Source organism: Bacteroides sp. MSK.18.37 (genome assembly GCF_019129155.2).
GTDB classification, from domain to species: domain Bacteria; phylum Bacteroidota; class Bacteroidia; order Bacteroidales; family Bacteroidaceae; genus Bacteroides; species Bacteroides ovatus.
In genome coordinates this window covers 5,672,788-5,699,124 of the sequence record NZ_JAHOIB020000001.1, presented here as the reverse complement: position 1 = coordinate 5,699,124, position 26,337 = coordinate 5,672,788, and the positions used below count along the sequence as shown (strand labels likewise).

The following is a 26,337-nucleotide window of genomic DNA, read 5'->3' as shown; positions in this document are numbered from 1 at the left end:
AAATATACGGTTTTATTCTTTTATCATATCAGATAGTTTAACCGCTATTATATCTATCATTTCATTCCTAACAAATCTGTTAATTTCACCGCCTGAAAAGTCATGTGTGCCACACTGCTCTCATATAGAATACCGATTGTCTCTTTATCAATCATCGTCAGGCAACTATATCCCCATCCTTCTGCTTCGTCGAGCATGATTTGATGTTCGGGCAACCAGGTAAGTCCTTTATCCAGACTTGCTTTTATTGTTATATGATTGCGCCCTTTAGTCGTATCCGGATTTGAAAACAACAGGAGGTCTTTATTCAAAACGTTGTCCTTGGCATCGACATGAATCAGACTGGCCATACATACCGGTTCCTGAAGTGCCTTACGTGAAGATGGGTGTTCTGTCCAGGTTTTTCCCAAATCTTTCGTTATGGCAATAGCCCGGCTTCCTCCTCTATTGTCACGCATATTCAGCATCAATACTCCCGGTTCTATTTCCGCAACTTGTGCTTCCGTTGTATTTGTTCGTGCCATATTGTGCATCTTCCACGTTTTCCCCCGGTCTTTACTATACATGATTCCTGCATTCGGAACACGAGTAGAGTCTATAAACTGCGTTGGAAATACTAATGTGCCGTCGCTCATCGTTATTCCACGTCCGGGTCCTTGAAGGAGAAAATACCAGGACGGATCTTTTACCTGCTCTGTTATATTGATCGGTTTCGACCATGTTTTACCATCGTCTGTGCTCTTTGCCAATACCAGCTGTGCGGTATGGTTTATATCCATTCCCGGATGGGAGCTCCACCAGGCACGTTGATTACCCATACCATGTGTCCATGCGGCAACCACCCAGACGGTATTCGTTTGAGTATCTACCAAAATAGAGGGATCTCCTACCCCATTCTGTGCTTTAGGCAAACCGCCATACTCACCCAATGAAAGCGGAAGACGCATTTTCTCCCAGCTCTTCCCTCCGTCAGTGCTACGACTCAAACCCACATCTACATATTCCTGTAAATCGACACTACTATTATATCGGACATCGTACACTCCCAATAATGTTCCTTTATTGGTTGTCACTAATCCGGGAATACGGAAGGAAGCAGAACCGTCATTACCAGCATGACGAACTCCGACTGCCATCCGGTGAGTAATATCTTTCGGGGAAATAAATTTACAATAGAGTTCTTTCCCATCCACTTTTACAGCATGTAAATCAGAGACTATTTTAGTATGCAAAGAGGCATCTGTTTTCATCTGCAAACTGATCCAAAAAAAGTTGACACCTGGAAATAAATTGTAATTACCTCTTAATACAACTTTTTCCGATGGTCCGACCTCTGCACATTTTATGGAATAGGAAGGATTAGCCGCCAATGTCGCACCCGGTCGATGGCTAGATATGTACTCTACAGGGGCAAAGCGATTTTTGTTTTGATCTTGTAAGGCCTCTGTTCCTCCATAATAGAGTTTGATTGCCTGGACATCCGCTAAGTTGGTACTTTTACTGAAATCTAAAACAACTTCATCGAGCATCTTGCTTTCCTTTGCATCCAACCGGATATAGAACAGAACATTGTCCTGCCGCTCTATCAAAACCGGGATTTGTGTTTCATGGATAAACACTGTGTCTGAAGCTTTTACGTCAAAAGAATAGCCTAATAAGACAAGGAAAAGTAAATAAAAAATTCTTCTCATAATGGGGGTATTAGTTAGTTTAACGCGATAAAGATAAAACTTTTCTACCATAATACAGCTATGCAAACAGTTAACTTTCATTTTACCAAGTTCTGGTAGGACTAGTCAATACTTTGACCACCATTCTGGCTCTTGTCATCATTGATAAGGTAGGCCGCAAGAAACTTGTTTATTACGGAGTTTCGGGAATGGTTGTTTCTCTGATTCTCATCGGCCTGTACTTCCTCTTCGGAGATTCCCTGGGAGTATCCAGCCCCTTCCTGCTCGTTTTCTTCCTGTTCTATGTATTCTGCTGTGCGGTATCCATCTGTGCCGTGGTGTTTGTACTCCTCTCGGAGATGTATCCCACCAAGGTTCGCGGACTGGCCATGTCGATAGCAGGATTTGCTCTGTGGATCGGAACGTACCTGATCGGACAGTTGACCCCCTGGATGCTCCAGAACCTTACCCCCGCCGGAACATTCTTCCTGTTCGCCCTCATGTGCGTGCCGTATATGCTGATTGTCTGGAAACTCGTGCCGGAGACTACCGGGAAGTCGCTGGAAGAGATTGAAAGATATTGGACCCGTTCGGAATAGTAAAACAAAAAGACCTTAATAACTTAATAATAAAAGATGTATGGATTTTAAGAAACTGGCAAATCAATACAAGGATGAACTCTTGGATAATGTTCTTCCTTTCTGGCTTGAAAACTCACAAGATCATGAATATGGAGGCTACTTCACCTGTTTGGATCGTGAAGGAAGAGTTTTCGATACAGATAAATTTATCTGGCTGCAAGGCCGCGAAGTGTGGATGTTCTCTATGCTTTACAATAAAGTGGAAAAACGTAAGGAATGGCTGGATTGTGCCGTTCAAGGTGGTGAGTTTTTAAAAAAATATGGACATGATGGAGACTATAACTGGTATTTTTCCCTTGACCGTTTGGGTAGACCATTGGTAGAACCATACAATATCTTTTCATATACATTCGCTGCCATGGCTTTCGGGCAATTAAGCCTTGCAACCGGTAATCAGGAATATGCTGACATTGCTAAGAAAACCTTCGATATTATCCTTTCCAAAGTAGATAATCCGAAAGGTAAATGGAATAAACTTCATCCGGGCACTCGTAATCTAAAAAATTTTGCCCTGCCGATGATACTATGCAATCTTGCTATGGAAATTGAGCATATTTTAGGCAAGGACTATTTGGAACAAGCGATGGATACTTGTATTCATGAAGTTATGTCTGTTTTCTATCGTCCCGAACTTGGTGGTATCATTGTTGAGAATGTAGATGTGAATGGTAATCTGATAGATTGCTTTGAAGGACGGCAGATTACCCCTGGCCATGCGATTGAAGCCATGTGGTTTATAATGGATTTAGGGAAACGCCTAAACCGTCCGGAATTAATCGAAAAGGCTAAGAACATCACTCTTACAATGCTTGAATATGGTTGGGATAAAGAATATGGAGGTATCTACTATTTTATGGACCGTAACGGTTGTCCTCCCCAACAACTGGAATGGGACCAGAAACTCTGGTGGGTGCATATTGAAACACTCATATCTCTTCTGAAGAGTTATCAATTGACCGGAGATAACCAATGTCTGGAATGGTTTGAAAAAGTACACGATTATACATGGACCCATTTTAAAGATAAAGAGCATCCCGAATGGTATGGATACTTAAACCGGAGAGGTGAAGTGCTACTACCATTGAAAGGAGGAAAATGGAAAGGATGTTTCCATGTACCAAGAGGGTTATATCAATGCTGGAAAGTATTGGAACAGCTATAAACAATAACGGATATGTTAACCAATCTATATTAATAATCTAAAAATTAATTCTATGACAGAGTTTAACTCAAAAATCAAGAAGAACTCTCGTATATTGAAAATATTTATGTTTTCAATCTGCGCGCTATTTGCATGTGCTATCAGTAGTCATGCACAGAGTTTAGTGAAAGGAACTGTTACTGATGGTATAGGAGAACCGCTACCAGGAGTAAGTGTTGTCGTAAAAGGAACTACTAATGGCACTATTACAGATGTAAATGGAAAATATAGCATTCAGGCCACCGCAAAAGACATTTTATCATTCTCATATGTTGGAATGTCAGATCAGGAAATAAAGGTAGCAGGTCAGACGACCATTAATGTGGTTATGAAAGATGATGTGGCAGCTTTGGATGAAGTGATTGTGGTAGGATATGGTACTGCCAAGAAGCAATCTTTAACCGGAGCCGTATCTGCGGTGAAAGGCGACGAACTGCTGAAAGCACCGGCAACCAATGTGTCGAGTCTTTTAGGTGGACGTTTGCCAGGTATTTCATCTGTTCAAGTATCTGGTGAACCCGGAGACGATCAGGCTACATTACGAGTTCGTGGCTCTATTTATAATGTTACTTATATAGTAGACGGAATGCCTCGTTCTATTAATGATATTGACCCTAATGATATCGAAAGTGTATCTGTTTTGAAAGATGGAGCTTCTGCAGCTGTTTATGGATTAAAAGGAGCCGGTGGTGTTATTATTATAACTACAAAAAAAGGTCAGGAAGGAAAATCCAAAATCACTTATAATGGTTCAATAGGAGCATCTATGAATGCAAACTTTCCGCAGTTTATGAATGGGCCTCAATTTGCATATTATTATAATATGGCTGACATGATGGATAAAATGGCTAATGGAAGCATTTCAAACATTAGTCAATATAATCCCGTTTTTACAAAGGCGAATGTGGAAGCTATGTTGAATGGTGATCCTACTGACGGATGGGATAATGTTAACTATATTGATAAAGTATTCGGAACCGGTATTAATCAGAAACACAATGTAACAATACAGGGAGGTAGTGATAAGATGCGTTACTTTGCTTCTGTGGGTTATTTAGGTCAAAAAGGTAACATTGACAATTTCTCTTACAAGAGATACAATTTAAGAACTAATCTTGAGACTCAACTGGCTAAGAACTTCCAGTTAAGTTTAGGTATTGCAGGAAATGTCGGTAAACGTGAAACTCCGGGATATGCTTCAGGCGGTACGGATTCTAATTCCGAATTGGGTGAACAAGGTTGGTTGTCAGTAGCTCATCAGACTATAATGATGCATCCCTATTTGCCGGAAACATATGACGGACTTTATACTGCTACTACACAGAATAACACAAGTCTGCCCAACAGTCCGTTGGCTGCTATTTATGAATCCGGATACAAGCATACCAATAGCTTTGATTTGCAGACCAACATCTCATTGCAATACAATGTGCCTTGGGTTAAAGGTTTGAGTGTAAAAGTAACCGGAGCTTATGACTATACAACTTCTCATAATAAGAATTTGAATACGCCTTACTCCACATATATACATAAAATGCCGACTTCGACAGCAGATTGGACTTGGTCTAAAGCAGACGATCCTCGCGGCACAGCAAATGGAATAAATTTAGGTGAAGGACAGTATAGTTCTCATCAAATGGTAGGCCAAGGAAGTATAAACTATGCAAGCTCCTTCGGAAAACATAATGTAGAAGCAATGGTATTGGCAGAAATCCGGGATTATAAAGAAAACAGTTTCTCCGGCTATAATAAAAACATGAGTTTCTCTGAACTACCGGAATTGAGCTTTGGACAACCTGCAGACTCTCCAATCTCGGGATACAGTGATGCAAACCGTAGTATTGGTTATGTTTTTCGTTTGAAATATGACTATGACAATAAGTATTTGGCAGAGTTTACAGGTCGATATGATGGTTCTTACAAATTTGCCGGCAATGTTAGTGGGAAACGTTGGGCATTCTTCCCGTCAGCGTCAGTAGCGTGGAGAATATCTAAAGAAGATTTTATGTCTAGTCTGACATTTCTGGATGATATGAAGATACGTGCATCTGTCGGTTTATTAGGAAACGATGCAGTGAGTCCGTATGCTTTCCTTAGTACTTACAATTTGATGGATGGTAACAAAAATGCATACCAGACAATTCTGAATGGAAAAGTAATGCAAGCATTACGCGCCTCTGTAATTGCCAATCCTACTCTAACTTGGGAGAACACCTTAACCTACAATGCAGGATTTGACTTTACGATGTGGAATGGTCTGTTGGGAATGGAGTTTGACGCATTCTATAATTATACCTATGATATTTTGACAGCAATGGGAGGCGATTACCCGCCATCTATGGGAGGATATTATTATACTTATGCCAACTATAATAAGGTGGATAGCAAAGGCGTTGAAGTAACGGTGAGTCATCGTAATAAATTAAACTTGGCAGGTAAGCCATTCTCCTATGGCGCAAGCTTCAATCTGACATTTGCAAGAAACCGTTATCTCCGTTATCCAGATAGTCCGAACACAGTAGAGTGGAGAAAACGCACAGGACGTAGTGTTGATGCTTCTGTTGTGTGGGTTGCAGATGGCTTATTCCGTTCGGAAGAAGAAATAGACAATTCAGCCTGGTATGGCACTCGTCCTAATGTCGGTGATATCAAATACAGAGATTTAAATGGTGATGGTAAAATAGACGAAGATGACAGAACACGTGTTGGACGTGGCAATCGTCCCGAATTAACTTACGGTTTGAACCTGAATTGTGCTTGGAATGGATTCGATTTAAGTGCACAATTTACTGGAGGTGCACTGTTTGATGTATCGTTGACAGGAACTTATTACAATGGATATGACGATAATACAGTCTGGACACAGGCATTTAAAGAAGGAGCCAACTCACCACTATATCTGGTTCAGAATGCATATACAGTAGAAAATCCGAATGGAACATTCCCACGACTTACACTGGGTAATCAAGGACACGGAGGAGATAATGGATTAGCTTCCACTTTCTGGTTGCGTAACGGTAGATACCTTCGTCTCAAATCCGCACAATTGGGTTACACATTCCCCAAGAGATGGATGAGTCCTGTCGGTATTCAGAATCTTAGAATTTATGTAGAAGGTTCTAATTTATTCACGATTTCCGGTCTTCCTGATGGAATCGATCCTGAATCTCCGGGAGTAAATAACGGATACTATCCTCAACAACGCACCATTATGGGCGGTATAACTTTGACTTTCTAAACCTTTAAAAGTTCTATTATGAAAACAAAAGTATTAAGTATCATATTGTTGGGAGCCTCTTTAGGGCTTGGCTCATGTAGTGATTATCTGGACATGACTCCAACAGACAGAGCATCAGATAAACTTGTATGGAGTAAACTCGACTATGCAGAACAGGCAGTCAACGATTTCTATCGCTATATAGATTATTTAGGAGTCTACAGGGATGGACAATGTTTGGCAGGAATGACAGAAGCTCTGACAGATCAGCTTAAATATGGTTCCTACAATTATATGGCTAAATGTCAGATACCTAGTGAAATTGCTTATGGAGGTTCTGTTCTCACAGTGAATTATGTTAGTACTTACCTTGGCAACTGGGGGACGATGTACGAATATGTGCGCCGTGTCAATGAAGGTATCAACAAATTAAAGAAATATGCTTCATTTGGTCAGGCTGATGAAGAACGCTTGGAAGCTGAAATGCGTTTCTTCAGAGGGTATCTCTATACAGATTTATTAAAGCGTTATAAAGAAGTGATTATATACGATGAGAATCTGGATAATATAAAAAAGGATATGCCAGTTAGTTCGGAAGCCGACGGATGGAATTTTGTATATAATGATCTAAAATATGCCGGTGAACATTTGCCTGTTGATAAAACTCCTAACGGACGTTTAACTAGCGGAGCTGCTTATGCAATGTTATCGAGAGCTATGTTGTATGCGGAAAGATGGGATGACGCTCGTATTGCAGCTGAAAAGGTGATGGGAATGGGTTATGAATTAGAAGCAAAAGAAGACTATTCAAATGCCTTTAAAGCAGGAAGCAAAGAAGCCATTCTACAATATTGTTATGATAAGAGTTCCACTGTGACTCATGACTTTGATGGATATATGGTTCCTGGAGGTGATAAAGCGCTCGACGGCAATTCCATGACCGGAGGATTCGGTACCCCGACACAAGAAATGGTTGAATCGTATGAATATGCAGATGGTAGTGGCTTCCCCGATTGGAGTGCATGGCATACTGCTGAAGGTACTACAACGACTCCTCCTTATGCCAAATTGGAACCACGTTTTAAAGCTACCATTCTCTATAATGGAGCAACATGGAAAGGCAGACCGATAGAATCTTTCGTAAACGGTACTGATGGTTGGGCTGCATGGAAAACAGATGCCAAACCGGAAGGACGTTCTACTACCGGGTATTATTTACGTAAACTGGTAGATGAAGCTCATAATTTTACTTCCATACAAGCCAGTACACAGCCATGGACAGAAATTCGTTACGCAGAGGTATTACTGAATCATGCAGAAGCATGTTATCATCTGAATGGCTATACGGATAAGGCAAATAAAGACATAAAAGATATTCGTAACAGAGTGGGATTGTCTTACACAGACAAAAGTGGGGATGATTTAATGAAAGCCATCCGTCAGGAACGCAAAGTAGAACTTGCTTATGAAGGACATTATTATTGGGACATGCGTCGTTGGAAATTATCTGCGACAGCATTTACCGGTATTCGTCTTCATGGAATGAAAATAGAGAAAAATGCAAATGGGTCTTTCACTTACATTTATACAGAATGTGATGATAAAGATCGTAATTTCCCGACTAAGATGTATCGTTTCCCAATGCCACAGGCAGAGTTGGACAATAACGGTGCGGTAACTCAATATGCAGAATGGCAATAAATCTAAAATGAAAACATTATGAAAAAGAATATATTATATCTATTATTAGGGATTTTGGCTCTCACGAGTTCTTGCCAGGATCCGGAATATGTGCTTCCTACTGCGGACAGACAGGGAATCACGAGCTTGACTGCACTCTTTACTTCTGGGCCATACGTGGATAAAGAGGCTGTGGTATATACTATTGCAGATGCTTCTGTAGATAAGTATGTAATTCCTATGCCATGGTATTATCCGGAAAATAGTGATAATGAAACTTCAGAATATATGAAAGCGATGAGGATTCAGGCAAAGTTGGCACCAAACTGTACTATTGAACCGGTTCTTTCAATTCTCGATCTGACTAAAGAGAATTATTTCACTTATACAGACGCTCAAGGATATAAGAAACAAATCTGCATCACAGGCGAAAGAGTTAAGTCTACTAAGTGTCAGTTATTAAGTTTCTCAATACCGTCTGAAGACATTACAGGTATTATTGATGAAGACCACAAAACTGTATCTTTAATCTCTGCGGAAGATTTATCTTCTTGCTTGGCAGATTATTCACTGTCGGCTCATGCGACCATGTCACCGGATCCTAAAACAGAGCCTCTTAATTTTAATTCACCTGTTGAGCTTACAGTGATTGCTCACGATGGAGTGACAAAGCAAACTTATACTATTCAAAAAGCAGTACCGGATAAGATTCCTTACGGATATAGAAAAGGTAGTGAGACAGAATTATTTAAATTGGATATGGGAGTTATCGGCTTACCTTGGACTGGAGCAAATGCACCTTCTTTAGCTGTTTCCGGAAATAATCTGGTAGTTTGCTTGGGTGATGGTACCACAACTCCTGCATATTACAATGCATCTACGGGAAATAAGATTGGTAATGTAACTTTGGGTAGTGTGAGTGTTGCATCTTTAGGATGTATGACAAGTGATAGTAGGGGAAATATATTATTAGTAACGAAGGCTACTAATGGCAAGTCTTTCTCAATCTATAAGACTTCTTCTGTTACGACTGCTCCAACTTTATTGACTACTTATACTAATAATACAGGGTTAGATATGGGTACGAAAGTGTCTGTTCAAGGAGATATTAATACTAATGCCTCTATTATTGCTACTTGTGACGGAACAGCCAGTTCAGGTTCCAATAAGTTTGTTCGTTGGATTATAACAGACGGTGTATTGGGAAGTCCTCAAGTAGTAACAGTGAATGGTGTAGGTAATTGGGGAGCTCCCGCATCAAACACTAAAGTTGTGACTAAAGGAACTACTGCTCAAAGTGATTATTTTTTGTCATACTATGATTCTAACATTCTTTATTGGGTGAATGGAACAAATAATAATGCAAGTAAATCTCTGGAAGACTCCGACAATGGTAATTCTTGGGCAATGAATAACAACTGTCTGGATACAAGAAGCTTTAATAATGCACAATATCTTGTATTGGTATGTACAGCTCATTTCCCGCAATGGGGTGGAACTCCATGCTTATATATGTATGATGTAACGTCAGACGGATCATTCACTGGTACAATATCTACTTCAGATGCTCTGTCATTCAATCCTTCACTTTCCTCATACAATTCATCCGATGGTGTAGCTGCAACAGGTGATGTATTGCTTGCTCCGACAACAGATGGATATAAGCTCCGTGCTTACTACGTGGATAACAACTGTAAGGTTATCGGAGGATATGAGTTTGATTGTATCGACAAATAATTAATTGATCTCTTTATCTCATATATGATGAGAAAATACCCATTCATCATATATGGGATAAAGAAATCTGTAAATCATTTAAAGGAGTAGCTATATGTCAACAAAGAAAAAAATGTTATGGTTATTATCATTACTGCCTTTTTTCATAGCATGTGGTGATGATAACACTGATATCCCGGATTGGCCATGGGCGGAGCCGGAGACTCCAACTGAACCTGTTGAAGCCAATCCTGATATTGTAAATTTAGGCTGGACCAATGTGAAAAGCACTTATGGAACCTTGCCTGAACATATCAACGTATATAAATCACCAGAAACACTGGAAGGCAAAAAAGCGATAGCTTATATTGCGGTAGGTGATATGAGTAAGGCAGCATTTGGTGTATTAGGAGAAAAGACTGGATTGAAAAAGCCAAAAGAATTTTATGAAGAGAACAACTCCACAATTGTAATCAATGGAGGTTTCTTCTATGAGGGGTCATTAAGCCTAATATGGCGTAACGGTGAAATGGTGTGTAAGAACAATGATGTAACAGCAGAAGATTGGACTAACGGTCCATTCTGGTATCCTGTATTAGCTGCATTCTGTGAAATGAATGATGGCTCATTCAAATCAATGTGGACTTACACAACACTATCCAATGTTACTTATTGGTATTCGGAGCCCTCACCGGTAAAATCAGAAACAACTCCTAATGAAAATTTTCCGTCTACAGGAACTGTCTTAAATGCTAAAACAGGAATAGGCGGTGGCCCCGTACTTCTGTTGGATGGAAACATAAAGAATACATACGAAGAAGAAATTTTATCAGATATTGGCGCCACGGTGAACAGACCTCGTTCGGCTATTGGTATCACCAATGATAAGAAAATGATTCTTTTTGTGTGTGAAGGAGATGGAATGACAACGGGAGTTGCCGGTATGACCACCGAAAATGTAGCTAATATCATGAAAACACTGGGATGTACGGATGCTATCAATTTGGATGGCGGTGGTTCCAGTTGCATGTTAGTCAATGGGCAAGAGACTATCAAGACAAGTGACTCCAGCGGAGACGAAAGATCCGTAGCATCAGTAGTCACTCTTAAATAAAAAATGTACTGCGGATATATCAGGCAGTATATACCTAATAAAACAAGTATGATATGAGAAAATTTCTAAAAATACTAATACTGACTTTCTTGGGAGCAGTTACAATAACCTCCTGTAGTGATGATTCTGATGGAATTCCCGGATGGCCGTGGAACGATAATTCGACAGAAAAGCCGGACGAGCCGGATGTTGCAGAAGCTAAGCCACGATATATTTGGATTGATGCGGCTGCTAATTTTCCTGACTATGCCAATAGTAAGGAAAACATAGCCAAAGATATGGAAAAGATAAAAGCGGCAGGATTCACTGATATTATTGTCGATGTACGTCCCACTACAGGAGATGTATTATTCAATACTAATGTTGTAGATCAGGTGAAACGTATGGATGTATGGGGTAATTCCGGATATAGTTATTATGAAAGGACGGAAACTTGGGATTATTTACAGGCATTTATTGAGGAGGCTCGTATACAAGGATTAAAAGTGAATGCTTCTATCAATACATTTGTAGGAGGCTATTTATGTCCGTATAATTTAGGACATGATGGAGTCTTGTTCCGTGATGAATCAAAAAAAGGATGGGCTAGTGTAGCTAATCTAGCTGACGGGCTAACCAATACGATGGATTTGTTGGACGATGAAACCGATTATGGAGCGAAATTTTTCAATCCCGCTAATGATGATGTACAAAACTTTGTTTTACAGTTGTTGGCCGACTTGGCTAAATATGATTTGGATGGCATCATATTGGATCGTTGTCGTTATGATGACTATGGCTTAGAAAGCGATTTTTCAGATATTTCCAAACAGAAGTTCGAAGAATACATCGGTGAAACTGTAGCAAACTTCCCGGCAGATATTATGGCACCCGGTACGGATGAAATACCTTCTGACCAGCCTGTTTATTTTAAGAAGTGGTTAGAATTCAGAGCGAAAGTTATTCATGATTTCATAGTAAAGGCACGCGAGAAAGTTAAATCTGTCAATAACAATATCAAGTTTGGAGTTTATGTTGGTGCCTGGTATTCAACATACTATACATCAGGCGTGAACTGGGCCAGCCCTAAATACAACACCTCCGCTTATTATCCGAAATGGGCTACTTCCGATTATAAGAATTATGGATATGCGGACCATTTGGACTATATCTTTTTGGGTGCTTATGCTTCCGTGAACAATATATATGGAAGTGGCGAATGGACCATGGAAGGTTTTTGTAAGAATGGACGTGAACTGTTACAAGGAGATGTACCTTTTGCAGGCGGACCAGATATCGGTAACAGTACCGGATGGACTGACGGAGGACAATCTGCAAAAATTCCGGATGCTATTGATGCTTGTATCAGTAATAGTGACGGCTTCTTTGCCTTCGACCTTTGCCACGTTAAGAAATACGACTATTGGAACGCTTTTAAAACAGGCTTTGATAAATATCTGGAATCTATCGAAGAATGAGGTTTGAACTAACCAACTAATTATGAAAATATATTTATTACAATTCTTTTTATTAATAGGTCTGGGCTTGAATTTACAAGCCCAGATTCCTTCTAACCCTATTCGCGGGAAAGTAACCTGTAATGGGACAGGAGTCCCGGGGGTAGTAGTGACCGACGGAATAGACTGTGTTTTGACTGACCAGCAAGGCCAATATACTCTCCCCCCTAATAGGGATGTTCGTTTCATTTATTTATCCACTCCTTCCGGATATTTACCGAAAACAGAACAAACAATACCTTTATTCTATCAGAAGCTGAATCCGGCCAAGCAAGATATTTACGACTTCGAATTGGTAAGAAATCCGCAAAATGAGATCAATCATTTGTTTTTGGTGCAGGCAGATGCGCAGGTTACTTCCGAAGATGACGTAAAGGCTTATGCTAAATATCTGCAAGATATGAAAGAATATATTCGTCCGTATATGGGCAAAAAAGAAGTATTCGGCATAGATTGTGGGGATATCGTAGGAGATACTCCTTCTTTATATCCTTCCTATATAGATACGGTATCATCATTAGAGATTCCCATCTATCGGGCAATTGGTAATCACGACATGACGTATGGAGGGCGTACTTTTGAATATTCTTATCGCACTTTCGAAAGTTATTTCGGTCCTATCTACTATTCATTAAATAAAGGTAATGCTCATTATATCGTGCTTGACAATTGCTTTTATGTCAACCGTGATTATCAATATATAGGTTACATTGATGAACGTACTTTCCAATGGCTGGAGAAAGACCTCTCTTATGTGCCCAAAGACAAACTTGTCTTTGTAGTGATGCACATTCCTTCCAGTCTTCAGAAGAAGCTAAGATATAACACGCTAGATCAAGATGAAACGGTCAATACAGCTGCACTATATAAATTATTGGAAGGTTATAATGCCCACATCATTTCCGGACATACACATTTTAATGTAAACGTATGTTTTAATGACTCATTAATGGAACATAACACAGCTGCCGTATGCGGTACTTGGTGGCGTGCAGATATTAATGTGGATGGTACTCCGAGGGGATATGGGGTATATGAAGTAGACGGGAACCAAGTGAAATGGCTATATAAAAGTGCAGGCTACCCGAAAGAGCATCAATTACATGTATATCAGGCCGGATCATCTGACGAGTACCCTTCCGATATTATTGCTAACGTATGGAACTGGGATGAACAGTGGAAAGTGGAATGGTATGAAAACGGAAAGCGAATGGGAGAAATGCAACGCTACAAAGGATATGATCCTGCAGCCAAAGCAATCTGTTCTGACAAAGAAAAGGTGAAATATGAATGGATTTCCCCAGTTCTTACCGAACATCTATTTCATGCTACTCCCCGTAATAAAAATGCTAAAATAGAAGTGAAAGTAACAGATCGCTTCGGCAATGTGTATACTGAAGCTGTCGAAAACAAATAAGAATCATATGTTGAAAGCCAAATATTTTATATTATTGATATGCTTCTCGTTTCTCCTGAAAACAGAAGCGAAAGTAACCCTTACTTCCATTTGGGGGGATAATATGGTGTTACAGCAACAATCGGAAGTTACTTTTTCCGGAACAGCGACTTTGGGAAAACGTGTGCAGGCTACCGCTTCATGGAATAATAAAAAAATCCAAACGAATGTTGATGCAAAAGGTGAATGGAAACTTTCTCTCCAAACACCGGTAGCTGGAGGTCCGTATAGTATTACGTTCTCGGATGGAGAGGACCTCACATTGCAGAATATTTTAATAGGAGAAGTCTGGTTCTGTTCCGGACAGTCGAATATGGAAATGCCAGTGAAAGGATTCCGTGGACAGCCTGTGTTTGGTTCCCAACCATACATTGTATCTGCTAATCCCAAACGTCCACTGCGTCTCTATACTGTAAAAAATGCCTGGAATACCATTCCACAGGAAGCTGGGGTGGACGGAGAATGGAAAGAAGCCTCTCCGGAAGATGTTGCTGATTTCAGTGCAACTGCCTATTTCTTTGGCAATCAGTTACAGCAATCTTTGGATGTTCCTGTCGGTCTGATACATTGTTCCTGGAGCATGTCAAAAATAGAGGCTTGGATGAATAAAGAGACTTTATCGGGCTTTCCGGAAATAGCATTGCCTGATGTAATACAGAGAGAGTTCGGGTGGACGGCAGGGACTCCTACATTATTGTGGAATGCAATGGTGAATCCATGGAAAGGATTTCCTGTTAAAGGAGTGATTTGGTATCAAGGTGAAGCAAACACACCCGATCCCGGATTATATAAGAGATTATTTCCTGCAATGGTTTCTCAATGGAGAACATTCTTCAACAATCCCCAAATGCCATTTTATTACGTACAGATTGCACCATGGAAATCGGAAGGCAATGATAAACTAGATTGGGCTTGGTTCCGCCAGTGTCAGTTGGAGTTGATGTCAGCTGTTCCAAATGTTGGAATGGTGACCACAGGTGATGCCGGGAGTGAAAACTTTATTCATTCGCCCTATAAGATAAAGGTCGGTGAACGACTGGCTTATTGGGCATTGGCAAAAACGTATCATCGTAAAGGTATTCAATATTCCGGTCCTATATACAAATCCCACCGAGTAAAAGGGAATGTAGTAGAAATAGACTTTGAACATGGTGAAGAAGGATTGATCCCGGAAAATCAAAACGTGAAAGGATTTGAAATAGTGGGGACGGATGGTATATTCCGACCGGCCAAAGCGGAAATTATCAATGGTTCTTCTACTGTAAAGGTCTGGAATGATTCGATCAATGCCCCCATAGAGGTACGTTATTGTTTCCGGAATTATATGTTGGGAGAATTATGCAATAATGCGGCTATTCCTGCTTCTCCTTTCCGGATTGTAATCAAAAAGAAACCTGCGTTAATGTGGTTCGATGCCGAAGCTAACTTCGAACGTTTCAGCCATAAAGACTCGATTGACTATTATTTGGAGAAAATCAAATCAGTAGGTTTCACTCATGCAATAGTGGATATACGGCCCATTACGGGAGAAGTACTTTATCAAAGTCAGTTTGCCCCACAAATGAAAGAGTGGAAAGGCGCAAAGGCCGGGAATTTTGATTATTTGCAATACTTCATTAAAAAAGGGCACGAATTGGGTCTTGAGATTCATACTTCATTAAATGTATTCTGTGCCGGACACAATTATTTCGATCGTGGAATGGTATATAGTGGACATCCGGACTGGGCATCCATGGTATATACTCCCGATAAAGGCATTATTCCGATTACGGAAGAAAAACAAAAATATGGTGCTATGATTAATCCTCTAAACGAGGAGTATCGTGCGCATATTCTAAATGTACTGAAAGAAGTAGTGACCAAATACCCTGATTTGGATGGTTTGATGCTCGACCGCGTACGCTATGATGGTATAACAGCCGACTTCTCACCGCTTTCACGCGAAAAGTTTGAAGCGTATATAGGTAAGAAAGTGGCGAAGTTCCCCGAAGATATTTTTGTTTGGAAGAAGAATACGGATGGGAAGTTTATCACACAACCGGGAAAGTATTTCCAGAAATGGATGGAATGGAGAACGAAAAACATTACTGATTTTATGGCATTGGCACGTAAGGAAGTGAAAGCCGCCAATCCAAAAGTTTCTTTCGGCACATATACCGGAGCTTGGTATCCGTCTTACTATGAAGTGGGAGTTAATTTCGCCAGCAAAAAATATGATCCGGCTAAAGACTTCAGTTGGGCCACTCCCGAATATAAAAATTATGGATACGCGGAACTGATCGATTTGTATGCAACCGGAAATTACTATACAGACATAACGATAGAGGAATACAAGAAAACGAACCGCAACATCTGGAACGAGACAGATTCGCAGGCTCAAGCCGGTACATGGTACTGTGTAGAAGGTTCCTGTCAGCACTTGCGTCAGATTCTTAAAGACAACAAGTTTATGGGCGGCATCTTGGTGGATCAGTTCTATGATAATCCGGGGAAATTATCCGAAACAATAGAGATGAACCTTCGTCGATCGGATGGACTAATGGTATTCGATATAGTACACATCATCCAAAAGAATCTTTGGAAAGAAGTAGAAAAAGGAATGCGCGAGGGGGGAGCTTTATGAACAACAGAGCTTTAGCTTTAGATGCCTTACGGGGATATGCAATTATTACGATGGTGCTTTCGGCTACCATCGTAACGCATGTTCTTCCCGGTTGGATGAGTCATGCTCAAACGCCTCCGCCAGATCATGTGTTTAATCCTCTGTTGCCCGGTATTACTTGGGTAGATCTTGTATTTCCTTTTTTCCTGTTCGCTATGGGAGCTGCGTTTCCTTTTTCCATAAAGAAACGTGCTGAAAAAGGTGATTCAAAGCTAAAACTCGTTTATGAAGCTGGCAAACGGGGGATTCAGTTGACCTTCTTTGCTATTTTCATCCAGCATTTTTATCCGTATATGTTAAGCTCTCCGCAAGATATGAGGGCATGGTTGCTGGCTATACTCTGTTTTGTTGTTCTATTTCCCATGTTCATGCGTATTCCTTTGAAAATGCCGGATTGGGCACATACTTCTATAAAAGTCGGAGCTTACATGGTTGCTGCTATCATGTTGGCTACCACTTCTTATGCGGATGGAAAAACATTCAGCTTATTCTCCAGCAACATCATAATTTTGCTGCTAGCTAACATGGCTATTTTCGGTTCTATCCTTTACATTTTCACAATGAATAATCGTTGGATACGTTTAGGAATTCTAATATTGCTAATGGCTATGATATTAGGGAGTACAGTGGATGGTTCTTGGACACAGAGTGTATTTAATTATACTCCTCTGCCGTGGATGTATCGGTTTGACTATTTGAAATACTTATTTATCGTTATTCCCGGCAGTATAGCCGGGGAGTATTTAGCGGAGTGGATGAAAGCATATCAAAAAGAAACGGATGATTATGCTACATCTCCTTATCGTAAAATGAGTATCATGTTGATGATATTATCCGTTGTTATCATCATTAGCAATCTTTACGGCCTATACACTCGTAATTTGGTTGTTAATCTTGTGGTTACTGTTTTATTGTTATTAGCTGGCAAGTGTATATTTCTACGTAAAGTGGATGGAATAGCTCTATTATGGAAAAAGTTGTTTAACGCAGGAGCATATTTACTTCTTCTGGGTTTGTGTTTTGAGCCTTTCCAGGATGGCATTAAAAAAGATCCAACTACTTTTAGTTATTTCTTTGTAACTTCCGGGTTGGCTTTTCTGGCTCTTTTATTTCTAAGTATCGTTTGTGATTATTTCCGATGTGTCAAAAGTACTCGTTTTTTGGTGATGTCCGGTCAGAATCCGATGATAGCTTATGTGGTCGGCGATTTGTTGATTATGCCATTGGCTAATATACTTGGAATTGCTTCATTATTATCTTATTTTCAACAAAATGCCTGGTTGGGATTTCTTCAAGGAGTAATCCTTACTTCTTTGGCTGTTTTAGTAACTATGTTCTTCACAAAAATCAAATGGTTTTGGAGAACATAAATATCAATGTGATTATTTTATATTAAATTAGTTGACATACTGTCGTTTTTTCTTTGATTCTACTATTTTCCACTTTTTATGAATGAAAGAAAGTAGAGCGAGTAAACAATAAAATACGGTATTTATATGCATAATTACGAATAAAAGAACCGGCATTTGCATATAAATTACCGTATTGTTTGTGAAAAATACACGGTTGATTGTAATGAAACGTACGGTTCGTTTTAAAGAAACATACGGTTGGTTTATAAGAAACAGCACGTACGTTTTAAAGAAAGCTATTTGGGCTCATAAAAATAGGATTTATTGATTTATTAGAAGTGCTTTTATGAACTTACTTTATTAAACAAAGTGCATAAATAGATTAAGAAATACATTCACTATGCAATGCATGATATCAAATAATAATGATTATGCTCTCTAAGGGAAGGATTTCAGGAATTTCTGAATAATACTAATGGCTAATCTATGCGATTCTTTTCCGTATCTGACTGCTCGCCTGAATAAATTCAATTATAGCATCATTCAAATACCAAAATGATATTTTATCATTTTGGTATTTGAAGATTTATTTTTATTGATATAACGTAAAAAGCAACAGTCAAGAGTATTTGGAATAGTTGACCATCTGCTTTTATTTGTGTAATATAGGAATATTCGGTTCTTTTATTACTGTTTAGGAACAAGACAAAGGAGAACTACACCGTGAGCCGGTACTTTGAAACTATACCTATCTCCAGTATCTCCAATATCTTGATGTTTCCAAACATCACGTACTATGTAATGATCGTAAGTTCGGTCTATCCCAATTATGTCAAATCCCCAAAAATGGTAATCAAGAGACCATTCTTTTTCATCCTTGTTCAAGAAACATAAGGCTATACGGCCATCTGACAATTCTTTGATCCATGTCTCATGATATCTTCCACTACGTTCGAACATACGGCCTTGTTTTCCGAGCTTATCCTGGTTTATGGCGATAGCTTCCTTATTGGTAAGTATATCAAGGATTTTCTTATCAATATTACGAAGATCACATCCTACTATCAGAGGTGAAGCGAGCATGCACCACATTGAGAAGTGCATCACGTTTTCATCGTATGTTAGATCTCCATTGCCTACCTGGAGCATATCCGCGATTCCAGTGTCCTGGTCCCGCGTATGGCCAAAGAGGAGCCATAATATCTATAATTTTCAGAATGCTCGCTCCTCCCCAGTATGCTGTACCTTCGGTTGTTGCAATAATATCTTCGGATACCCTCCACATCTCACCGATACCTTTCCCCCATTCCCATGGCCTATTCGTCCCCCATTCACAAATTGATAGAACTATAGGACGACCAGTACTTTTTAAGGCATCACACATGGTAAAGTATGCTTCTCGGGCATTAGCTCCGTTGTTGTGGCACCAGTCATATTTGAGAAAGTCAACTCCCCATTCTGCATATGTGACTGCATCGATATATTCATAGCCTCGGCTACCGGGTCTACCAGCGCATGTCTTCGAACCTGCACAAGAATATATACCGAATTTCAAACCTTTTGAATGTACGTAATCAGCCAATGCTTTGATTCCAGACGGAAACTTTACCGAATCAGATTGAATAACGCAAGACTCCCGATGCGTCTGCCAACAATCATCCACATTGAGGTATGTATATCCAGCATCTTTAAGTCCGGTAGAGACCATAAGATTCGCTATTTCGCGTATTTGTTCTTCACTGATATTCTTGTTAAAACAGTTCCAGCTATTCCAACCCATGGGTGGCGTTGGACATAACACTTTTTTATGCTTTTGTGCATTTGCAAAAGTGGATAGAAATATAAATAGAAATAAAAGAATCTTTTTCATATTTAAATCAGATATTTCAAATAACTTTAAATTTTAAGCACAAAGTTCATTAGTCAAATCGGTCATGTTAAAGTATTTAAGACAAATAGGACAAATATTGCTATTTTTATTTGATTGCTTTCTTAATGATTGGACAAACTAAATCAGCATATCTCATCATGCCTAGATCTGTGAAATGAATACCGTCTATAGTAGCTTCTCCATCTTCTCCCAACATGTTTTTGGAAGAGATAAAAATGATATTCTTTTCATTTTCCTTCTTTAGCCGGTTGAATATTTCCTTTAACGTGTCATTCTTTCTTTGCACTTCTTTAGCAATTCTTTCATCATAAAGTGTATGAGTGAAAATCGGATCTTCTATAAAAATGACTGGCGTATCCGGATGTTTACTACGAATGATACGATAGAATGTTTCCATTCGTTCTTTCATCTGTTCTACAGAAGCATTAGGCACAAAGTCTAAAACAAAAACACTGGCATCTACTTCGGCTATCACTTTGGCCACTTCCAAGTCTAAAAGTGCATTTCCGCTAAATCCCAAGTTGATACATTCACGGTTCAGCCTTCTCGATATGATATTTGTATGTGCCATTCCGGGACGTGAAGCACAACCTCCTTGAAGAATACTGGTGCCATAAAATACAACCGGCTTTTTGCGGATCGGATAATCAATTAAAGGCTGATCGATGGTGGCTAACGAATCTACTCCTATAGACAAAGAAACAAGACCATCGTAAAGAGGAAGATAAAGCATATATTCTCTCTCTTCCGGTCGCATGTTAGCAATGATTGTTGCTTGATTTGTTTTTCCACCCGGACGACCACTATTTACAAAACGCCACTCTCCATTTTTCTGAAGACAATAAAGGTCTAAGCCTTTTGCGCCTGTATCCGTCATATGATTCATATGAAAATTGATGAGTGTTTCCCATTTAGCAGCTATTGTGGTAGAATTACTACGAAAACGTATCGCCATTCCGGCAGAGTTACGGCTTAAATTCCATAACGGAGCACGGGAGATATTCTTCAATGAATCCGGGAGTCTTTCATATCGGGCTCCGGTAGCTTCGGTAGCTTTTCCTAATAAAGGGAACTTTGAGGCATCATGATATACTAATTGAGCATATGTATGACACACCGAAAAAAACATTATAAAAATACAGATTCTTCTTTTCATATTTTGAGTATTATTGTTTCAAGTCCGCCAAAAACATTTTATTCGGGTGAAGAACATAGTTATCAGTACTGATAATGTTGTCAATACCACTCCTCGTAAAAATCCCATCCATGCGTTTTCGTTGAAATATACAAGCAATGATGCAATTCCTAATAAATTGACCAAAGGCATAATCAACAGATCTCCTACTACATAAGCCATCATAGGATTTTGTCCGGGCATTACGAGAAAACGCATACTCTTCACGCAACGAAAATAGTCACATATTACATTTAAAAGCAACAAAGCCATAAATGCCAGGCCTGAAGTGAGGAATAAATAACCAAAAGTGGCGGGGTCTTTTTTTATACCTCCTTGAAAAGGTTCAAAACATAATCCCAAGATAACTAGAAAAGCTCCGGCTGTAAAAAGTTCTCTCCAAAGCTTTATAAATCCTGTGCCTTTTCTCAATAAAAAGACTCCACTTATCAATAACGGAATATTTATTATCAGATTCAAGACTGTACAATGTGTATAAAGTCCTGCCAAATTTACAATAATTATAGCTAATGTCAAAAGAATCATTACGATAGCTTTCCATTTATTGGTAGATTCAACAAACGAATCATTGTGTTGCTTCAGCCAATCCATCAAATATTCTCCCGCAATGCTTCCCGGAATCACGATAAAGAGATATTGTAAATACTCAAAATGAAAAGCCCAAGGTAGAGGTGTGTAGTTGTATATAGCTTGTGCCCAGGAATTCTCGACCTGTCCGCTCAACAACAAAGCCATCAATATCAGTAATACACCTACTCGCGCCCAGAGGCTTTGCATTGTGAAAATATATATGGCTGAACCAAAAACAGCCATATTTGCCAATAATAATATGATAATATTGCTGAATGATACATCAAAAACTCTTCCATTTGCGTATTGAGTTGTCAGTAACAGAACAATAGCTATCCCATATGCTACCACCTTAATAGCTATACGCATCCAATCCGGCATTTTCAGTGGAATACGAATGAACATGGGGAATAATATCACAAAACAAAGGATGGCCAATAACCAGCCACGCATGTCTTGTGGATTACTCAATACATGCGGATAAAAATGCTGGATGAAAATAGCAAAGAAAGTCAATTGTGCACCTCGTTTGATAGCTTCATATACCAATCTCAACTTAGTGTCCCCTTTCTCAAATCTTTTTTTGATTGAGAAAGGGAAAGCTGCTCCCATTGCAAACAAGAAGAATGGAAAAACCAGATCCACCCAAGTGATGCCTGATAAACTGGCGTCGAAAGCTCTGTCCGGCGGAGGAGTTTGCGCATGATACATCCATCCGGGTAAAGAATTCCACGCAACCGTTGCCGAAAGCACCATTGTGATTATAGCGTATCCTCGTAGGGCATCTAAAGCATAAGCACGTTTAGTCATAATATCTATGGATTGATCGTTTGAATATATTCTTTGCCAAAACGGTCGGTAACTTTAACCACTATACGAGCATCTTTATTTTTAGGAGTTGCCCGGAACATATGTTGGGTAGGTCTTGGAGTAATCCATGTATAGACCATCTTTTCCCGGTCCGAACATACCACTGATGCGTATGGGTCTAAACCTGTATATTGTGTCATGCTTCCCATCAATTGACCGTCTTCCAACCATTCCACTTTCCACAGTTTATCCCAGTTCCAGACATTAGCGATAATATCCGACGGATGTTCTTTGGAGGCTCCCGCCGGATATGAGCGAAACTGATGTTCTTTAGGATATCCGGAACTTTTATAATACCATTTCACATCGTTACCATTCACTTCGTATACGCCATAACCACGCGGAGTGCCATCCAGACAAACATCCGCTTTCCACCACGTACCACAAACCGCAGCTGTATTATGTTCCATCAGATTCTCATTAAATACTACATTGAGATTGTAGTGAGTGTGTCCTGTGATAAGATGTGCCTTATAGGGTTTCAAGATCTGATGCAGTGCACCAGCATTAACCATCTGATTGCCAATCATATCATAGTTATACAAAAAAGCTTCTTGCTTTTCCGTTTGACGGGAAGGGATATGCATAATAAAGAATACGAGTGACCCTTTCGGTACGTATGATAAATCCTGGTCAAGCCATGCAAATGTCTTTTCGTCCAGATAACCCATATAAAAATAATCACGTCCGATGAAGAAGTTGTTGTCTACTACAATGTAATGGGCATTCCCTTTATTAAAAGAATAGTAGGAAGGACCAAAAGTATCTTCAAAAGTCTTGTAGGAAGTTTCATGAGTACGACCGTCATAATTCATATCATGATTGCCAACTACACGATAAATGGGTATATCCAGTTGATCGGCTCTTTTCAGGTAATCGGGATATAATTCTTGATGATCGCCTACAATGTCTCCGCAATCGATACCGAAAACATCAGTTGTTGCATAAGAAGAGAGAAGTTGTTTGCAATCATCCACTACATACTGATAAATAGCCAGTTCATCTCTGGAAGTAACCTGTATGTCAGATTGAGTAACAAAGACATGAGAGGCATCATCTTTCGGATTCTTCTTCAAATTAAAATTATAGTTTTGCTTTTTAGAATGATCGATTGGTAAATAAAAAGAAGGAATAGTCCCTTTCCGGTCTGTCAGATAACCTGAAGGAGTACAAATATACACAAAACGGCTATCTCCCAAAGTTGGTATATTATACTTTCCAGAAGCATCGGTTTGCACACATATACGGCCATCGGTAACCATTATCCCCTGTATCCCCTTACCTTCGCAGGTTACTTTACCTTTGATGATATGAATCGAGGCTTCTGCCTGAACTGAAAAGTTCAAGCAGAAGCACATTAAAAGCAATAAAAAAAGGTGTAGTTTATTCGTTCTCATATTGAGGTGTACTTTGTAAATTTATCGAATGATTTCTTTTGCGTATTTCTTATAGATTTGCCGGGCTAGTTTTATTCCGTCACCACCTTCGTTATAGTTGATTCTGTTACTCGGATTTACCCATTCGTTTTCATACATCCGTGATTCATTAAAGAAGACTTCCTCATCAAAAGCCTTCTTCTTTTCGACAGCTTTAATCACTTCATTTATAAAACGATCCCACCGGACAGAATAATACTGATTGGTTAGTCCTGCCCATGACCGATTGGCGTAGTCGGTCAGGTGATAGCTATCTCCCCAAATGGTAATCAGAGAACGGGCATTCATCTCATAATAGTTTTTAGAAGCGGCATCGTGTCCCATATCGCGGGCGTCAGTAATCCATTTATTCAGAGAAAAGGTAGGATGACAGCTAACGAGCTTATCAAGATCAGCAAGAATTTCTCTCATTTTATCCCCTCGGTTTTTCATCATCATTATATCTCCGGCTTCATATGCAAGAGTAAACTCATCACGGACTACATTAAAATAATTTCCTAAAACTTGTCGTCCAATATTAACCAAATCAAACTCATAGCTATCCCGTTGACAGTCTTTTACTGACAATAGTAATCTCCACGCTTCAACTAAATCTTTGGGTTGATATTCTATTGTCGGCTTGGTAGTCCAATGTCCATTTCCCTTTAAACAAGGACGTGCATTGGTAAGTGTGCCTTGCCCTACTTGTGCCGGCTGGATATACACTTTGTCTGCCAGTATTTCCCATGCTTTTCTTGCTTCGGGAGACACCTTGCCAGTCCGTCTATCTGCCAGTTTTAAGAACCATTCTTTGTCTGTCTGACCGCTATTCCATGCTTTATCAAGAACAAATTCATACATAAACTGATTCAGGTCTATGCCTTCAAGGGTGGAACCAACTCCTTTAAGATTGCTGCCACCATTTTTTAAAGCATCTGCCAACCGTTCACTTACCAATTTAACTGGCCCTGACAAGAAAGAATTTCCTCCGAAATTGCCCAAATAACACCAAAGATAGGGTTGCCCGAAATAACTATCAGTCTGTTTCCATATTTCTGTATATTCGCAGAAGTAGTCTAATAGAATCAATTTGTCTTGAGGTACAGAACGAAGATAGGATTTTATACGTGGAGTAGTCCAATGCTTGATGTCAGCATAAAACAACCATGTCATTTGTAGCCATACTGCTTCCGGATCTACAGCAGCCACAGACTCGTAGATATGTTTAGCCATCATTCCTAAAGAATCAGCATCCCATGAAGGAGGATCTATCTCGTTAAACGGATCTATACCATAAATATGATTTGTGCCATACAAACGAGTTTGTTCGGTAAGATATTCTTTTTGTATGATCGCATACAAAGAATCCATAGGGTTAAGGAAAGTGCAACGATATTGATCGGCGAATCCTCCCCATTCGCTTACTCTGGATGTTTTTATATTGGGATAGACCCGTTTCAACGCTGCCGGTACATGTCCGGCAAAAGCCGGTAATACAGGTTGCATATTAAACTCACGTTCACGGGCAACGATCTGTTCCTGTAGCTCTGCCTGACCTGACAGCCACTCTTTGGGTAAGGGGCTTTGCCAGCCGTCCAAATTACACATTCGATGCCACGGAAGATGTGCAGGTCCTGTAAAATAGCCACGTATTTCTTCATCTGTCAATCCTAATTTACTCCAGACCTTATACCAGATGGCTTCCTGACCGGTAATAGCAAGAGGCATATTAATTCCGTTTAGAGCCATCCAATCGATGAAATGTTCCCAATCACTCCATTTCCACCAAGTCATTGAGTATCCGAACGTACAATAGTTCAGAAAGAAACGCGTCGGAACATTTGCCTTAATAGTGACTTCCGCCGGTATATTAGGAAGAGTTTTTGGCAATTCTATCGGATCATCCTTATACCATGAGATAGTAGTCAGGCAGTAGTTTTTCAAATAATGATTCAAACCTACAGCCATAGAGTTAGCGTTATTTCCAGAAATAATAATTTTATTCCCTTCACTTTTGATGGTAAAAGTATCTGTAGAAGTATCATTCAACAGACGAAAATCAAAAAATGAAGCCTGTTGAGGAAACAACCGTTGTGTCATTTTACGCATGGTAGTGATATTTGTATCTTCCGCGCGAATTTGGCAGATGACAACAAGAAAAAGGAGCACACTAAATATTTTCTTCATAATC

14 protein-coding genes and 2 pseudogenes are annotated in these 26,337 nt (G+C 39.6%); 10 read left to right on the top strand and 6 right to left on the bottom strand.

Annotated elements, in window-relative coordinates:
- Nucleotides 1–56 precede the first annotated feature (56 nt).
- The gene (locus tag KSX81_RS22035) at nucleotides 57–1,691 is read right to left on the bottom strand and encodes a sialidase family protein (RefSeq protein ID WP_217725852.1); all 1,635 of its coding nucleotides are present in this window, start codon (nucleotides 1,689–1,691) and stop codon (nucleotides 57–59) included.
- Nucleotides 1,692–1,771: 80 nt separating this feature from the next.
- Between KSX81_RS22035 and KSX81_RS22030 the strand changes: the two are divergent.
- From KSX81_RS22030 to KSX81_RS21985, 10 genes and pseudogenes are all read left to right on the top strand, one after another.
- Nucleotides 1,772–2,269 (top strand): annotated as a pseudogene (locus KSX81_RS22030) (MFS transporter); the annotation flags it as partial.
- A gap of 40 nt (nucleotides 2,270–2,309) precedes the next feature.
- Nucleotides 2,310–3,473 (top strand): AGE family epimerase/isomerase, encoded by a 1,164-nt coding sequence (locus KSX81_RS22025; protein WP_008651671.1) that lies wholly within the window; start codon nucleotides 2,310–2,312, stop codon nucleotides 3,471–3,473.
- A gap of 52 nt (nucleotides 3,474–3,525) precedes the next feature.
- Complete coding sequence (locus KSX81_RS22020) at nucleotides 3,526–6,750, top strand: SusC/RagA family TonB-linked outer membrane protein (RefSeq protein ID WP_004319081.1); 3,225 nt, start codon at nucleotides 3,526–3,528, stop codon at nucleotides 6,748–6,750.
- An 18-nt stretch (nucleotides 6,751–6,768) separates the two neighbouring features.
- Entirely contained in the window at nucleotides 6,769–8,430 is a 1,662-nt protein-coding gene (locus KSX81_RS22015; protein WP_004297563.1) for a RagB/SusD family nutrient uptake outer membrane protein, read from the top strand.
- Nucleotides 8,431–8,448: 18 nt separating this feature from the next.
- A complete protein-coding gene (locus tag KSX81_RS22010; protein WP_195530235.1) occupies nucleotides 8,449–10,146 on the top strand; it encodes a DUF5018 domain-containing protein in 1,698 nt (565 codons plus the stop codon).
- Nucleotides 10,147–10,240: 94 nt separating this feature from the next.
- Nucleotides 10,241–11,239, top strand: a complete 999-nt coding sequence (locus KSX81_RS22005) for a phosphodiester glycosidase family protein (protein ID WP_008644146.1) — start codon at nucleotides 10,241–10,243, stop codon at nucleotides 11,237–11,239.
- Nucleotides 11,240–11,292: 53 nt separating this feature from the next.
- A complete protein-coding gene (locus KSX81_RS22000; RefSeq protein ID WP_004297568.1) occupies nucleotides 11,293–12,696 on the top strand; it encodes an alpha amylase family protein in 1,404 nt (467 codons plus the stop codon).
- Nucleotides 12,697–12,718: 22 nt separating this feature from the next.
- The gene (locus KSX81_RS21995) at nucleotides 12,719–14,152 is read left to right on the top strand and encodes a calcineurin-like phosphoesterase C-terminal domain-containing protein (RefSeq protein ID WP_004297569.1); all 1,434 of its coding nucleotides are present in this window, start codon (nucleotides 12,719–12,721) and stop codon (nucleotides 14,150–14,152) included.
- Between the two features lie 7 nt (nucleotides 14,153–14,159).
- A complete protein-coding gene (locus KSX81_RS21990) occupies nucleotides 14,160–16,814 on the top strand; it encodes an alpha amylase family protein (protein WP_217725851.1) in 2,655 nt (884 codons plus the stop codon).
- Entirely contained in the window at nucleotides 16,811–18,223 is a 1,413-nt protein-coding gene (locus KSX81_RS21985; RefSeq protein WP_217725850.1) for a DUF5009 domain-containing protein, read from the top strand. Before KSX81_RS21990 ends, KSX81_RS21985 begins: the two co-directional genes overlap by 4 nt.
- A 669-nt stretch (nucleotides 18,224–18,892) precedes the next feature.
- Here KSX81_RS21985 and KSX81_RS29145 read toward each other — a convergent pair.
- From KSX81_RS29145 to KSX81_RS21955, 5 genes and pseudogenes are all read right to left on the bottom strand, one after another.
- Nucleotides 18,893–20,075: pseudogene (locus tag KSX81_RS29145) on the bottom strand (glycoside hydrolase family 27 protein).
- A 106-nt stretch (nucleotides 20,076–20,181) separates the two neighbouring features.
- Nucleotides 20,182–21,252 carry an SGNH/GDSL hydrolase family protein gene (locus KSX81_RS21970; RefSeq protein ID WP_217725849.1) on the bottom strand — a complete coding sequence of 357 codons (1,071 nt, stop codon included), beginning with the start codon at nucleotides 21,250–21,252 and terminating at the stop codon, nucleotides 20,182–20,184.
- 18 nt (nucleotides 21,253–21,270) lie between these two features.
- Nucleotides 21,271–22,671, bottom strand: a complete 1,401-nt coding sequence (locus KSX81_RS21965; protein ID WP_004307218.1) for a DUF5009 domain-containing protein — start codon at nucleotides 22,669–22,671, stop codon at nucleotides 21,271–21,273.
- Between the two features lie 5 nt (nucleotides 22,672–22,676).
- The gene (locus tag KSX81_RS21960) at nucleotides 22,677–24,128 is read right to left on the bottom strand and encodes a calcineurin-like phosphoesterase C-terminal domain-containing protein (RefSeq protein ID WP_217725848.1); all 1,452 of its coding nucleotides are present in this window, start codon (nucleotides 24,126–24,128) and stop codon (nucleotides 22,677–22,679) included.
- A gap of 21 nt (nucleotides 24,129–24,149) precedes the next feature.
- A complete protein-coding gene (locus tag KSX81_RS21955) occupies nucleotides 24,150–26,333 on the bottom strand; it encodes an alpha-N-acetylglucosaminidase (RefSeq protein ID WP_217725847.1) in 2,184 nt (727 codons plus the stop codon).
- Nucleotides 26,334–26,337 lie beyond the last annotated feature (4 nt).

Coding starts and splice junctions, on each gene's coding strand:
- KSX81_RS22035 (WP_217725852.1), bottom strand. CDS start 1,691: ATGAGAAGAATTTTTTATTTACTTTTCCTTGTCTTATTAGGCTATTCT.
- KSX81_RS22025 (WP_008651671.1), top strand. CDS start 2,310: ATGGATTTTAAGAAACTGGCAAATCAATACAAGGATGAACTCTTGGAT.
- KSX81_RS22020 (WP_004319081.1), top strand. CDS start 3,526: ATGACAGAGTTTAACTCAAAAATCAAGAAGAACTCTCGTATATTGAAA.
- KSX81_RS22015 (WP_004297563.1), top strand. CDS start 6,769: ATGAAAACAAAAGTATTAAGTATCATATTGTTGGGAGCCTCTTTAGGG.
- KSX81_RS22010 (WP_195530235.1), top strand. CDS start 8,449: ATGAAAAAGAATATATTATATCTATTATTAGGGATTTTGGCTCTCACG.
- KSX81_RS22005 (WP_008644146.1), top strand. CDS start 10,241: ATGTCAACAAAGAAAAAAATGTTATGGTTATTATCATTACTGCCTTTT.
- KSX81_RS22000 (WP_004297568.1), top strand. CDS start 11,293: ATGAGAAAATTTCTAAAAATACTAATACTGACTTTCTTGGGAGCAGTT.
- KSX81_RS21995 (WP_004297569.1), top strand. CDS start 12,719: ATGAAAATATATTTATTACAATTCTTTTTATTAATAGGTCTGGGCTTG.
- KSX81_RS21990 (WP_217725851.1), top strand. CDS start 14,160: ATGTTGAAAGCCAAATATTTTATATTATTGATATGCTTCTCGTTTCTC.
- KSX81_RS21985 (WP_217725850.1), top strand. CDS start 16,811: ATGAACAACAGAGCTTTAGCTTTAGATGCCTTACGGGGATATGCAATT.
- KSX81_RS21970 (WP_217725849.1), bottom strand. CDS start 21,252: ATGAAAAGAAGAATCTGTATTTTTATAATGTTTTTTTCGGTGTGTCAT.
- KSX81_RS21965 (WP_004307218.1), bottom strand. CDS start 22,671: ATGACTAAACGTGCTTATGCTTTAGATGCCCTACGAGGATACGCTATA.
- KSX81_RS21960 (WP_217725848.1), bottom strand. CDS start 24,128: ATGAGAACGAATAAACTACACCTTTTTTTATTGCTTTTAATGTGCTTC.
- KSX81_RS21955 (WP_217725847.1), bottom strand. CDS start 26,333: ATGAAGAAAATATTTAGTGTGCTCCTTTTTCTTGTTGTCATCTGCCAA.